Here is a 13,698-nt window from a genome sequence, read left to right on the forward strand (position 1 = left end):
AATGATTGCCAAAACCTACACCTTAAAAACCGCAAAAGCCGGAAAGAAAAAGAACAAAGAATTCCTCTGCGAACAGTTCAATCTCGACCCGAAAAAACCGCTTTTCACCTTCATCGGAAGGCTTGTAGGTGAAAAAGGTCCGACTTATTGCCGCAGATTTGCAGCATCGCTTTAAGCGAATATCATCAAAATATCAATATTCTGATTTTAGGTTCGGGCGACTCAAATGTTGAAGTAAATTTGGATGGATTAAAGCACTTTTTCGGTGGAAATTACAATGCTTACATCGGTTACAACGAGAAATTATCGCATATTATTTATGCCGGTGCCGATTTTCTTCTGATGCCATCAAGAGTTGAACCTTGCGGACTGAACCAGATGTACGCCTTGCGTTACGGGACAATTCCAATCGTGAGAAGAACCGGCGGATTAAAAGATACGATTATCGATATTGGCGACGGTGGTTTCGGGATTTGCCATGACCAGGCGACAGTTCAGGATGTAATTCACTCTATCGGACGCGCCGGAAATTTATACGAAGACCCGAAAAAATTTGACGAAATTGTAAAGACCATCATGCAGATCGACCATTCGTGGGACAGCGTGGCAGCAGAATATATCAGTGTTTACGAATCAATAAAGAATTAAAAATATGAACAAGACAACTTTAGCCATCATTTTGGGTGGCGGACAAGGTTCAAGATTAGCGCCGTTAACTGAAAGCCGTTCCAAACCAGCCGTTCCTATTGCGGGAAAATACCGTTTGGTGGATATTCCGATTTCGAATTGCATCAATTCTGACATCAAGAGGATGTTCGTTTTGACGCAATTTAACTCTGCTTCCTTGAACCAGCATATTAAAAATACATATCATTTCAGCCATTTCAGCACCGCTTTCGTTGATATTCTTGCTGCGGAACAAACGCCCGAAAATCCGACGTGGTTTCAGGGAACTGCCGATGCGGTGCGCCAGTGCATGCAGCATTTCATGAACCACGAATTCGACTACGCTTTGATTTTATCTGGCGACCAATTGTACCAGATGGATTTCAACCACATGATCAAGGCGCATCACGACAGCGGCGCGACAATCTCGATTGCGACTTTGCCGGTTTCTGCGAAAGAAGCGCCTGAATTTGGGATTTTGAAGACGAATTCTGAGAATTTCATTACTTCTTTCATCGAAAAACCACACCAAAGCGTTTTGCAGGACTGGACTTCCGAAGTCAGCGATGACATGAAAGATGAAGGTAAGATTTACCTGGCTTCTATGGGAATTTACATTTTCAACCGTGAGCTTTTAGTAGAGTTGATGTCGAATCCGGATACGAAAGATTTCGGTAAGGAAATTATTCCGCAATCGATTGGAAAAGAGCGCATTTTAAGTTATCAATACGAAGGTTATTCGACCGATATTGGAAACATTGATTCGTTTTTTGAAGCGAATTTAGGATTGACGGATGAAATCCCGAAGTTCAATTTGTTCGATAATTCGAGTAAGATTTATACAAGGGCGCGTGTGCTGCCTCCATCAAAAATGAATGGCGGAACGAGTTTTGACTGCTCCGTTGTTGCTGAAGGATGTATCATTGAAGGTACAGAAATCGTGCATTCCGTAATCGGAATCCGAAGCAGGATTGGAAAAGGCTCGACAGTAATCGATTCCTATTTAATGGGAAATGACTATTATCAAAACCTCGAGGAAATCAGCAATAATTACCACCAGCACATTTATAACATTGGAATTGGCGAGCGTTGTTTCATCAAAAATACGATTGTCGACAAAAATTGCCGCATCGGAAATGATGTGCGTTTAAACGGCGGAAGTCATCTTGAAAACGCCAACACGCCGCTTTACACTGTAAAAGACGGAATTATCGTTGTGAAAAAAGGTGCAGTTCTTGAAAATGGGTTTTCTGTTGGGTAGCTAAGTGCCTGATAATAAAAAAATAAAATGTTCAGATAACAAAAAATCCGCATCAGCGGATTTTTTTATACTTTTTTTTAACCGTTATTGGAAAACTTTACAACCCTGAAATTTTGCCACTTTACAGCTAAAAAACTCAGGCACTCAGCAGCGAAGCGTCTCAGCTACTCAGCCATTAATTAGCATAAGTCAAATAATTATAAATCTTATCACCATCTGAATCCTGTAAATGTGCTTTTTTAGTCATGCGCACTACAATCGGCTTCCAGTCTTCTTTTGAAAAATCGCCCGGGCAAAAAGTTTGTGGCATTTTCCGCAATTGTTGTCATATAAAGATTTTCCTTCGGCGATGGCCGGAGTCAATTCAGGAGTACTGGTTTTTGCAGGCGCTTCAGCAACAACAGGGGAAATCGGAGTCGCTGGCGCTACAGGTGCAACGACTGTTGGTTTTGGTCGCAGGCAAAAATGACTGTCGCCAATAATGCCGGAAATAAGATTTTTTTGTTCATAGGTTTGGTTTTTAATATCGTAAATAAAAACAATTAAACTGAATTGAACAAAAAAAGCACCCGTCGTGAGTACTTTTTAATCAAATATTAAAAATTGAAAAACCATTAAGATATTAAGGCTCATTAAGAATTGCGCTTAATGAACCTTAATACCTTAATGGTTAAAAAAATCTATTGCTATAAATTACTTTACGTCCATTAATTCAACGTCAAAAATGAGCGTTGCGTCTGGCGGAATTGCACCACCGGCACCACGTGAGCCGTAACCTAAGTGCGACGGAATTACGAAACGTGCTTTGTCTCCAACCTGCAACAACGCAATACCTTCATCCCAGCCTTCGATAACGTGACCTCTTCCTAACGGAAATTCGATTGGTTTTTTTCTTGGGTAAGAACTGTCAAAAACTTTTCCGTCTTCTAATTGTCCGGTGTAATGCACTGAAACGGTTTTTCCGGCTTCGGCTTTTTTACCACTACCTTTCTGGATCATTTTATAACGCAATCCGCTTTCAGTTTTATCGAAACCGGCTGCGAGTTTTTCCATTTTGGCTTCGGCTTCGGCTTTTACAGCGGCTTCGCGTTTGGCGCGCGAACCTTCGAAAGTACGGAACGCTTCAACGGCATTCCATTTTTTTGCTTCTTCACCTTCGCGGATGATTTCCAGACTGTCGATTGTATCACCTTGAGCAACTGCATCTACGACATCTTGTCCTTCGACAACGTGCCCGAAAACGGTGTGCTTGTTATCTAACCAATCGGTTGGAATGTGTGTAATGAAGAATTGGGAACCGTTTGTGCCCGGACCGGCATTGGCCATTGACAATACGCCTGGACGGTTGTGTTTTAAAGTTGGGTGAAATTCATCGTCGAATTGGTAACCAGGACCACCTGAACCTGTTCCTTGCGGATCGCCGCCCTGAATCATGAAATCAGGAATAACGCGGTGGAATTTCAATCCGTTATAATAGGGTGTGCCTTGTGGTTTTGCTTTGTTTTCGAGGTTGCCTTCTGCTAATGCTACGAAGTTACCTACTGTTCCCGGGGTTAAGTCGTGGGTAAGTTTTACTAAAATCGCACCTTTTGGCGTGTTGAATTTAGCGTATATTCCGTTTTCCATTTTGTTGTATTTTATTTTTGAAAGGCAAATTTACGAATTAATTAGGTAATTAGCGAATGAGAAAATTAGCGGATTAGCGAATTCCTGGTTTGTGGATAATTTTGGAATTCCCCTCCTTTGGAGGGGTGGCCGCAGGCTGGGGTGGTAAATGGAACGCAGAGATTCGGGGATTTATGCTGAATGCGTTATGAAAACAACTGCCCTAGCCCGGATAGCAGTGGAAATTTTTTTTGTTCTTTCTTTAAGAACAAAAAAATTGGAACGTATAGCCGGATCAGCTTCAAAAAAAACTTTAAACTAAACTTTGTACCTTTGCGGCAACCGTCAGGTCTTCTGTCTTTCGACTTTTGACTTTCGACTTTCGACTAAAAGTATGAGAATCGACATCATTACCGTTTTACCGGAATTACTGCGCAGCCCGTTTGAGGCTTCGATCATGAAACGCGCCATCGACAAGGGGTTGGCGGAAGTTCATTTTCACAACCTGCGCGATTATACGACCAACAAGCAAAAAAGCGTTGACGATTACCAGTTTGGCGGCGGTGCCGGAATGGTGATGATGGTGCAGCCGATTGACGATTGCATTGCGAAACTCAAGCGCGAGCGCGACTACGACGAGGTGATTTATATGACGCCAGACGGCGAAACGCTGAACCAGAAAATGGCCAATACGATGTCGATGCTTGACAATATCATCATTTTGTGCGGGCATTACAAAGGTGTTGACCAGCGCGTGCGCGACCATTTTATCACGAAGGAGATTTCTATCGGCGATTATGTGCTGAGTGGCGGCGAACTGGGCGCTTTGGTGCTTTCTGATGCGTTGATACGTTTGATCCCGGGCGTTTTGAGCGATGAGACTTCGGCTTTGACAGACAGTTTTCAGGATAATTTGTTGTCAGGACCGATTTATACGCGTCCGGCAGAATACAAAGGCTGGAAAGTGCCTGAAGTTTTGACGAGCGGGCATTTCGCTAAAATTGAAAAATGGCGCGAGGACATGGCTTATGAGCATACGAAAAACAGAAGACCGGATCTTTTGGAAGATTAGAATAAACAGCCAAGAATCAAGAGTCAAGAGATTTTGATTGCTATAACCCCTTAATTAGCTGATTTCTTGATTCTTGCCTCTTGAATCTTTTTTCCTAAAATACATTTGCAACTTTCAACATTTTATTTATCTTTGCGCCCACATTCGACCAACCTCTGGCGATACTCGTGAACGTTGCTCTGGTTTCAAACCATATTAAATAAAATTATCATGGCAGATTTAATGAAATTCGTTAATGACGAATTAGTAGCTAGAAAAGATTTCCCGGAATTGGAGCAGGTGATACCATCACTGTTTACTACGAAATTAAAGAGGGTGAAAAAACAAGAACGCAGTTTTTCAAAGGCGTTGTAATCCAAAGAAGAGGTTCAGGTGCTACCGAAACCTTTACAATCCGTAAAATGTCAGGTGCAATAGGGGTTGAGCGTATCTTCCCGGTAAACTTGCCAGCTTTGCAAAAAATCGAAATCAACAAGAAAGGTCACGTTCGCAGAGCAAGAATTTTCTACTTCCGTGAACTTACCGGTAAAAAAGCAAAAATTAAAGACAAAAGAAGATAGTCTTCAATTTGAGTCATATGAGATCCCGTTCTACTTAGGACGGGATTTTTTTATGCCTTTTTGCAGCGAATTTCACGAATTACCACTAATTTATTTTGTATAAATTCGACAAATCCGTGGCTATTAAAAAATAAATTTTGCGAAATAATCATTCCTGAATATCAATTTTGACGATTTGATAATTCAAACGTTTTCGCCGCCGATTTTCATTAAAGTGTTACCTATTTCTTATATTTGCAATCCTTATTACAAACAAACCACCACGATGTCAGATAAAGCAAAGATTTTATATACGATTACCGATGAAGCGCCGATGTTGGCTACCCATTCATTTTTGCCAATCGTACAATCATTTACAGCGCCTGCGGGCATTACCGTTGAAACACGCGACATTTCGCTTGCCGGAAGGATTATCGCTAATTTTTCAGATTTCCTGACCGACGACCAAAAAATCAATGATGACCTTGCAGAATTGGGCAAACTGGCCACGACTCCGGAAGCCAATATCATCAAATTGCCTAATATCTCAGCTTCTGTTCCGCAATTGAAAGAGGCGATAAAAGAATTGCAGGCGAAAGGCTATAAAATTCCTGATTTTGAGGAAAATCCGCAAACAGAAGAAGGAAAAGCTATAAAAGCGAAATTCGCAAAAGTTTTAGGCTCGGCTGTAAATCCGGTTTTGCGCGAAGGAAATTCAGACCGCCGCGCACCGAAAGCAGTTAAGAATTACGCGAAAAGCCATCCGCACAGCATGGGTGCCTGGAGCGCCGATTCGAAAACACACGTATCGAGCATGAGCGAAGGCGATTTTTACGGAAGTGAAAAGTCGATGACTGTTCCGGCTGCGACGACTTTTACAATTGAATTTGCAGGAAATGACGGCACTTCAAAAACACTCAAAGGCGCTGCTCCATTGCAGGCGAATGAGATTATCGATTGTTCAGTTTTAAGTGTAAAATCACTCAAAAGCTTTATATCGAATGAAATTGAAGATGCAAAAGCGAAAGGTGTGTTATTCTCCGTGCATTTAAAAGCAACAATGATGAAAGTGTCCGATCCGATTATTTTCGGCGCCATCGTTGACGTCTTCTTTGCACCGGTTTTTGAAAAATATAAGGATTTGTTTGCAGAATTAGGTATAAATACCAAAAATGGTTTCGGCGATGTGTATGCGAAAATTGCAGGCCATCCGAAACAGGCAGAAATTGAAGCTGCCATTAATGAAGTCTACCAAAACCGTCCCGCTGTTGCGATGGTGAATTCTGACAAAGGCATCACGAATCTTCACGTGCCTTCTGATGTAATTGTCGATGCTTCGATGCCAGCGATGATCCGTACTTCAGGACAAATGTGGAATGCAGAAGGTAAAGGACAAGATACGAAAGCCATTATTCCGGAACCGTTCTTACGCCGGAGTTTATGTGGCGACAATCGATTTCTGTAAAAAACACGGCGCTTTCGACCCGAAAACCATGGGAAGCGTTCCAAACGTCGGATTGATGGCACAAGCCGCTGAAGAATACGGTTCGCACGATAAGACTTTTCAAATGGACGCTGACGGAACTGTAAAAGTTATCAATGCCAACGGAGAGACTTTATTAGAGCAAAAAGTAGAAAAAGGCGATATTTTCAGGATGTGCCAGGTGAAAGACGCGCCGATTCAGGATTGGGTAAAATTAGCCGTAAATCGTGCAAGATTATCCGATACGCCAGCCGTTTTCTGGCTCGATGAAAACCGCGCACATGACAGGCAACTGATTGAAAAAGTACAAAAATATTTAAAAGACCACGACACAAACGGATTGAACATCCAGATTATGAATCCGGTTGCGGCAACGAATTTTTCTCTCGAAAGAATCAAAGACGGCAAAGACACGATTTCAGTTACCGGAAACGTTTTGCGTGATTATCTAACCGATTTATTCCCGATTTTAGAATTAGGAACTTCGGCAAAAATGTTATCGATTGTTCCTTTAATGAATGGCGGCGGCTTATTCGAAACAGGTGCCGGCGGTTCAGCGCCGAAACACGTTGAGCAGTTCATAGACGAAGGTTATTTGCGTTGGGATTCGTTGGGTGAATTTTTGGCTTTAGGCGTTTCATTAGAACATTTGGGACAAACGCAAAACAATTCAAAAGCGTTGGTACTTTCTGAAACTTTGGACAATGCGACAGAAAAATTCCTTGAAAATGATAAATCTCCAGCCAGAAAAGTAGGCGAAATTGACAATCGCGGTTCGCATTTTTACCTCGCTTTATATTGGGCACAAGCTTTAGCAGCACAAAATAAAGACGCTGGTTTGAAAGCGATTTTCGAGCCAATTGCAAAAGAACTGACTGAAAACGAATCAAAAATCAATGATGAATTGATTGGTTCACAAGGTAAAAAGCAGGAAATCGGTGGTTATTACAAACCTGATAACAATTTGACAGACAATGCGATGCGACCAAGCGCAAAACTTAATGCCACTTTGGCGAAATTGAAATAAATCATTTTTTGAATACGAAAAAAGGCAATCTTAACGGTTGCCTTTTTTATTTTAAGCGTTATTCAATATCAATGTGCAAATCTTTAATCTCGATGCTAAATATAATTTAACAATTTCTACGGCATTCCCGTATCCAAGTAATTTTATTTTTTTGTAGGGACTGCATTCCCCCTTCCCTGAAGGTAAAATACAATTTTTTTCGACATGTTGTATTACGGGAATGCCGTAGAAATTGTTAAACTTTAATACAGATTTGATTTTACATTTTCAGCAACTTTATTTTAAAATCCATTCCAACCATTTCAAACCGTCAACGCATCTTCATATTATAACCGGTTTTTAAAATCACTAACCCGTAAACTTATAATCATGAAAAAATGCCTTATAATACTCTGCCTTTTCATTTTCGCTTTCGCAAAAGCACAAACAGCAAAGGAATTCGAAGTTAATTTTGAAACAGCTTCTTATCATCTATCTGACTCAGAAACTGCGAAAATCAACAATTATATTTCCATGCTTCCTAAGGAAACGCAATCGTATAGCGTTACCATTATCGGCCATACGGATAACGTCGGCAATCTCGAATACAACAAAATCCTATCCGACAACCGCGCCAAAGAAATCTCCGCCTACTTCCTCAAAAAAGGTTTTCCGGAGAAAAATATCAAAACACTTGGCAAAGCTTATGCTCAACCAATCGCAGCCAACTTAACCGAAACCGGAAAAGCCAAAAACAGGCGCGTTACAATATTCATTTCTCATGAAATTCCGAAAGTAAATGATTTGGGCGGACTAAAACTCGAAGAAGATACTTTCGCCATCAATGCGCAAAAACAGGAAGTCGTCAACTACAAATCCGGTAGCAAAATTACAATCCCCGCAGATGCATTCACCGACGAAAATGGTAATGTCATCAAGGGAAAAGTCGATTTAACTTACGTAGAATACCGCAATCCGGTAGATTTTATTCTGGGAAATATCCCAATGGATTATGAAAAAGACCATTTCAACTCAGCCGGAATGTATAAAATTTTGGCCTTCAAAGACGGAAATCCAATCTTCTTACGCGACGGAAAAACAATCGACATCGATTTTCCATTAGAATCGGAATTACCGAACCTCAATTTCTACAATTACGACACCATTTCCAACAAATGGACAGAATTATCAAAACTCACCGACAATGTTATCGAAGAAAATGAAGGTGAAATATTTGGAAGTGAAGCCGATTTCAGCAATAATACTAAGGTCGAAGTTTCCGTCGGCAGTAAAATCATCGCATTCTACACTGACTACGAAAGCAAATGCGCAACCGCCAAACAAACCATCACTGACGGCATTGCATTGGCTTCTGATAACACTTCAATTTTTGAAAAATACACAAAAGAGCAGCAAAGAATTGAAAATGAACTTCTCGCCAGTAAACAACAAAGAGATTCTTCGCAAATCAAACGCCAGCGTTTCGAAACCATCAAAATCGACCGCAGCATCAAGCAATATAAAATGCGCATCAGCCGCAACAAGCTCAAAATCGACCGAATTCCAAAGTTGATTGAAAAAGCAAAATTATCAGAAAATGCAGCTTCTACCGGAATCAACGCCTACATCGAAAAACAGGAAAAATTCAAAACCCAACTCCTTAAAACCAATGGAGAACTCGCCGAAGCCGTCAAAAAGCTCGAACTTTCAAAAATAACTTCCACACCGCAAGACACCATCAGCAGGGCCTGGATGAACAAATATTATGCATTTTGGGACAAATCCAAAATATTCATGACCGGCACCGAATCGCAATTGTCTGTAACCGAATGGCTCAATTGGTTCGACATCCACAAGCCGGAAATGCTGCAGCGCTACAAAAATTTCGACATCAATAAATATTGCGCCGAAGAAAACCGCAAAATGAAAATCAGGCAACAGGAAATGAACACCGCCAGCCAATCTGCGGGCGCCGTCGTCCAATCGCTCAAAATTTCAAAGCTTGGCATTTACAACTGCGACCAGATTGCGCGCCTTGAAAATCCGGTTATCGTCACGGCAAAATACAAAACCGAAAATGGCGAAACTTTAAATCCGGTATTCATTTACGTGATCGACAGTAAAATCAACGGCATATTGCGCTACGACGGCAATTACGGCTATAGCCCTGAACGTTTTGCTTACGGTTCGGCTTCAAAAACCACATTGCTTGCGTTCGATGGGAACGGTGGTTCCTACATTCTCAATGCAAGCGATTTCACCAAATCCCTCAAAGGAAAATCCTCTGCAGTTTTAACGATGAAAAAAATCGAAAATATCAGCAGCCGCGAAGCGTTGGCGAATTTATTTTAGAAGCCAATCCGGCCATACATTACAAAAAAACCGCGCCATAAACAGTTTTGTAAGCGCCGCATAAGCTTCCGCTGGTCGCTTTTGCAACACAACAAAACTAACATTTATGGTGCGGTTTTGTTTTCCATTGCTGTCCGGGCTAGGGAATTAGTGCGCTTTATCAACTTTGGATTTTAGCGATAACTTTTTGGTATCTTTACAAATATAATTGATTGCAGAGTTCAGATTTTAGATTTCAGATTGGAATTAAAAAAATCTAAAATCTAAAATCTAAAATCTAAAATCTAAAATCTGAATGTCTTCCCACCACATAGTCCGCGACGACCAGGAACCCGCATTAATCATAGCCAACGGCGCATCCTGTTCCGAAGAATTGCTCGGGCAACTGCTCGAATGGTCGCCACTCGTTGTCGTACTCGATTCAGCCATCGAAAGAGTCATCCAACTCGGTATAAAAGTTGATGTCTTACTAGGCGATTTCGACCGTGGTTTCAATCCGCAAGCGTTCATACAATCACAGCATCCGATAGAAATCGTCCATACCCAGCAGGAAAAAACCGATTTGGAGAAAGCTTTTGATTATCTGATCGAAAGAAAAATTCCGGCAGTAAATGTCGTCTGGGCAACCGGAAGGCGCGCCGATCATACGATTACAAATTTAACCAATATCATCCGTTACCGGAATAAATTGCAAATTGTCATTCTCGACGACCATTCGAAAATATTCATTTTACCACGTCATTTTCAAAAATGGTATCCGGAAAAAACGAATATTTCATTAATCCCGATTGGCGTAGTAAGCGGAATCACTTCCCGAAATCTTGTTTATGAACTAGAAAATGATACGCTTACAATCGGTTACAGAACGGAAGCAGTAATGAAGTCAAAACAGACGGGATTGTGACAATTGACCACACAGAGGGCGATTTGCTTATGATGGAATGCGTAGATTAGACCGCTGCGCTGCAGGATTTTTAGACCGTTTCACTGCAAGACTGCTTCGCTGAAAGATATTTAGACGTTCATGATTTTTGAATCTGCTCTATACCTTTCAGCGAAGCGGTCCTGATTCTTACAGCGAAGCGGTCTTTACTCTAATCTAATCTCCAACAGCGCCTCCCGAATCTCCGCAAAATGCTCCCACGGAATAAAATGATTCGCATTTTCGATCGCAATCACGTGAATTGATTTCGCATTCACAAACTGTTTTTGCATAAAAACACATTGCTGTAAGGCACCAGTGGATCTTTTGTCCCATGCACTATCGTCACATCAGAATTGATATTTTTTAAAAATGGCTGCATGTCGACCAGGTCACTTTTGAGCCACCATAACTCATCATTCGCAGTGCGCATCGCTCCCGGCACCAAATAACGCAAAGGCACTGACATTAAAACCGGGCGCCAGTTTTCAGGATTTTCTGCCCTCGGATCAACCGAACCGGCAAGAATTACCAAATGTTTATATTGATTTGGATTTTCAGTAGCGAGTTTCACAACAACCTGCTGCCAAGCGAATGCCCCACAAGCACCATCGGTTTGTGGTTATCGATTTTTTTAATCAGGCTGTAAATTCGTGCCGATTGCGTTCCCAAATCCTGCGCATCGCCATAATTGCTGTAACCGAAACCAGGGCGGTCAATCGCAATCATTCTGTACTTTTTTAGCAATAACGTGTCAGAAAGGTAGGATTTGTAGGCATCCCAGCTTCCGGGTGAACCGTGAATGAAAAACAAAGTCGGATTATCCGGTTTTCCAGTCTCGATATAATGGATTTTATACGTTCCAAAATCAGCGGTCTTATCTATATAAGTCGTCTTTTCTTTCGCGAAATATTCCCTTGTCTTCTTTGTAGAAGTGCGCATCGTCATGCATGCCTGGCACATTATGATATACGAAAAGACTAATGCGTAAGCGATATAACGCTTTTTAAATTTTCGTCTTTTCTTTTTTCCCACAGCTGCATTCATCCTATAAATATAGTGAATTCCGAAATGCAGCATGTCTTAAATAATTTACAAATTACAGGCAATAAATCCACGTGTAAGTTGTTTTAATTACCTTTGAAAATCAACAAAACACCATGTACAATCCGCAAATCAAGCTTAAAAGCAACACTTTACTTTCAGATAATTGGTATATTCTCAGGAAATATGTTTATGATTTTCTCAAAAAAGACGGTTCGTGGGAAGAACAATCGCGCGAAGTTTACGACCGCGGGAATGGCGCCACGATTTTGCTTTATAATCTCGAACACAAGTCGGTTGTACTAATCCGCCAATTCAGAATGCCGACTTTCTCAACGGCAACAAAACCGGAATGGTCATCGAAGCCTGCGCCGGATTGCTCGAAAAAGAAAATCCCGAAGACTGCATCAGGCGTGAAACTGAAGAAGAAACAGGTTATGAACTCAAAGACGTTCGAAAAATCTTCGAATCGTATATGTCGCCTGGGTCTGTGACAGAAATCATCCATTTTTTTGTAGCGGAATATTCGAAGGAAATGAAAGTTAATGAAGGCGGCGGACTCGCTACCGAACACGAAAATATCGAAGTATTAGAATTGTCTTTCGAAAAAGCGCTTCAAATGATTGAAACCGGCGAAATCAAAGATGCCGAAAACGATTATGCTTTTGCAATACGCCAAAATAAACCTGTTTTAAAAAACTGGATATGAGCCGATAACGTTTCTATAATTTAGATTGCGTACCTTTGCACCCAATTTAAAAAAATGAGACCAAAAGCAACTATCGAAAAAACAAACCTGCATCCGCGCAACACGCACCGTTCGGGTTATGACTTTACACTGTTGACACGCGTTTCATCGGAACTCGGAAAGTTTGTAAACGTCAACGAATTCAATCGCGAAACCATCGATTTCAGCAATCCCGATGCTGTAAAGGCACTCAACAGCGCATTGCTTTTGGCCGATTACGACATCCACGATTGGGATATTCCGAAAAATTACCTCTGCCCTCCTATTCCGGGACGCGCAGATTACATACATTATATCGCTGATTTGCTGGCTGCAACCAATAACGGAATCATTCCCGAAGGCGAATCTGTACTCGGACTTGATATTGGTGTCGGAGCGAATTGCATTTATCCGATTATCGGAAACGCCGTTTATGATTGGAATTTCGTCGGAACGGATATTGACACGGTGGCGCTTCAGAATTGCGTAAAAATCATCGAAGACAATCCAAAACTGACTGATGCGATAAGCTTGCAATTACAAGCCAATTCAAGGTTTATATTCAAAGACATTATCCTTCCTGAAGATCGTTTTGCATTCACGATCTGCAATCCGCCGTTTCATGCTTCAGAAGAAGAAGCAACAAAAGGCACTTTACGGAAACTTACGAATCTCGAAAACAAAAAAGCCACAAATGCCGTCTTAAATTTCGGCGGTCAAAACACCGAATTATGGTGCGAAGGCGGCGAACTTGCCTTCATCACCCAAATGATTTTTGAAAGCGCCAAATACCCGATGCAATGCCTTTGGTTTACAACTTTGGTTTCTAAAAACGGACACCTTTCGAGCATTGAAAAGACTTTGAACAAAGTAAATGCCGCTTCGGTAAAAATCATTGAAATGGCGCAAGGCCAAAAGAACAGCCGCTTTGTTGCCTGGACATTTTTGTCGGAAGCACAACAGAAAAATTGGAAATTTTAAAAAGTTGCAAAGGTCAATGCCGCATACAAATTCCTAAAAC

Annotated in this window: 11 protein-coding genes and 4 pseudogenes; 11 read left to right on the plus strand and 4 right to left on the minus strand. The window is 41.3% G+C overall.

All coding sequences use genetic code 11. From position 1 onward, the window contains the following. Window position 1 precedes the first annotated feature (1 nt). Genes ACSLFW_RS17340 through ACSLFW_RS17350 form a run of 3 tightly spaced genes read left to right on the plus strand, consistent with a single transcriptional unit; the run spans window position 2 to window position 1,927 of the window. Window positions 2-175 (plus strand): hypothetical protein, encoded by a 174-nt coding sequence (locus ACSLFW_RS17340; protein ID WP_436556791.1) that lies wholly within the window; start codon window positions 2-4, stop codon window positions 173-175. Further along, window positions 148-648 carry a glycogen synthase gene (locus tag ACSLFW_RS17345; RefSeq protein WP_436556792.1) on the plus strand — a complete coding sequence of 167 codons (501 nt, stop codon included), beginning with the start codon at window positions 148-150 and terminating at the stop codon, window positions 646-648. Before ACSLFW_RS17340 ends, ACSLFW_RS17345 begins: the two co-directional genes overlap by 28 nt. Continuing rightward, on the plus strand, window positions 644-1,927 hold the full coding sequence (locus ACSLFW_RS17350; protein ID WP_436557485.1) for a glucose-1-phosphate adenylyltransferase: 1,284 nt from the start codon (window positions 644-646) through the stop codon (window positions 1,925-1,927). The genes ACSLFW_RS17345 and ACSLFW_RS17350 overlap by 5 nt, the downstream gene beginning before the upstream one ends. Window positions 1,928-2,102: 175 nt before the next feature. On the opposite strand, the gene ACSLFW_RS17355 is transcribed toward ACSLFW_RS17350, so the two are convergent. After that, window positions 2,103-2,237, minus strand: coding sequence for a hypothetical protein (locus ACSLFW_RS17355; RefSeq protein WP_436556793.1), 135 nt, complete (start codon window positions 2,235-2,237; stop codon window positions 2,103-2,105). Between ACSLFW_RS17355 and ACSLFW_RS17360 the strand changes: the two genes are divergently transcribed. Next, window positions 2,229-2,396, plus strand: coding sequence for a hypothetical protein (locus ACSLFW_RS17360; protein ID WP_436556794.1), 168 nt, complete (start codon window positions 2,229-2,231; stop codon window positions 2,394-2,396). The two genes, ACSLFW_RS17355 and ACSLFW_RS17360, sit on opposite strands and share 9 nt — an antisense overlap. A 224-nt stretch (window positions 2,397-2,620) precedes the next feature. Here ACSLFW_RS17360 and ACSLFW_RS17365 read toward each other — a convergent pair whose 3' ends face one another. Continuing rightward, window positions 2,621-3,553, minus strand: a complete 933-nt coding sequence (locus tag ACSLFW_RS17365; RefSeq protein WP_436556795.1) for a peptidylprolyl isomerase — start codon at window positions 3,551-3,553, stop codon at window positions 2,621-2,623. A gap of 373 nt (window positions 3,554-3,926) precedes the next feature. Here ACSLFW_RS17365 and trmD point away from each other — a divergent pair, with 373 nt between their 5' ends. The 5 genes and pseudogenes from trmD (at window position 3,927) to ACSLFW_RS17390 (ending at window position 10,938) form a co-directional block, all read left to right on the plus strand. Then, window positions 3,927-4,604 (plus strand): tRNA (guanosine(37)-N1)-methyltransferase TrmD, encoded by a 678-nt coding sequence (trmD, locus tag ACSLFW_RS17370; protein WP_436556796.1) that lies wholly within the window; start codon window positions 3,927-3,929, stop codon window positions 4,602-4,604. A gap of 210 nt (window positions 4,605-4,814) precedes the next feature. Continuing rightward, window positions 4,815-5,164 (plus strand): annotated as a pseudogene (rplS, locus tag ACSLFW_RS17375) (50S ribosomal protein L19). Between the two features lie 265 nt (window positions 5,165-5,429). Then, window positions 5,430-7,653, plus strand: a pseudogene (locus tag ACSLFW_RS17380) (NADP-dependent isocitrate dehydrogenase). Window positions 7,654-8,022: 369 nt separating this feature from the next. Then, window positions 8,023-9,984 carry an OmpA family protein gene (locus ACSLFW_RS17385; protein ID WP_436556797.1) on the plus strand — a complete coding sequence of 654 codons (1,962 nt, stop codon included), beginning with the start codon at window positions 8,023-8,025 and terminating at the stop codon, window positions 9,982-9,984. A gap of 295 nt (window positions 9,985-10,279) precedes the next feature. Next, window positions 10,280-10,938: pseudogene (locus ACSLFW_RS17390) on the plus strand (thiamine diphosphokinase). 242 nt (window positions 10,939-11,180) lie between these two features. Here the strand turns inward: ACSLFW_RS17390 and ACSLFW_RS17395 are convergent. Next, complete coding sequence (locus ACSLFW_RS17395) at window positions 11,181-11,480, minus strand: hypothetical protein (RefSeq protein ID WP_436556798.1); 300 nt, start codon at window positions 11,478-11,480, stop codon at window positions 11,181-11,183. Beyond that, on the minus strand, window positions 11,477-11,953 hold the full coding sequence (locus ACSLFW_RS17400) for an alpha/beta fold hydrolase (protein ID WP_436556799.1): 477 nt from the start codon (window positions 11,951-11,953) through the stop codon (window positions 11,477-11,479). Before ACSLFW_RS17400 ends, ACSLFW_RS17395 begins: the two co-directional genes overlap by 4 nt. Before the next feature lie 113 nt (window positions 11,954-12,066). Between ACSLFW_RS17400 and nudK the strand changes: the two are divergent. Then, window positions 12,067-12,645, plus strand: a pseudogene (gene nudK / locus ACSLFW_RS17405) (GDP-mannose pyrophosphatase NudK). Window positions 12,646-12,713: 68 nt separating this feature from the next. Then, a complete protein-coding gene (rlmF, locus tag ACSLFW_RS17410; RefSeq protein ID WP_436556800.1) occupies window positions 12,714-13,658 on the plus strand; it encodes a 23S rRNA (adenine(1618)-N(6))-methyltransferase RlmF in 945 nt (314 codons plus the stop codon). The last annotated feature ends 40 nt before the right edge of the window (window positions 13,659-13,698 follow it).

The organism is Flavobacterium sp. 3HN19-14 (genome assembly GCF_051373205.1).
Taxonomy (GTDB): domain Bacteria; phylum Bacteroidota; class Bacteroidia; order Flavobacteriales; family Flavobacteriaceae; genus Flavobacterium.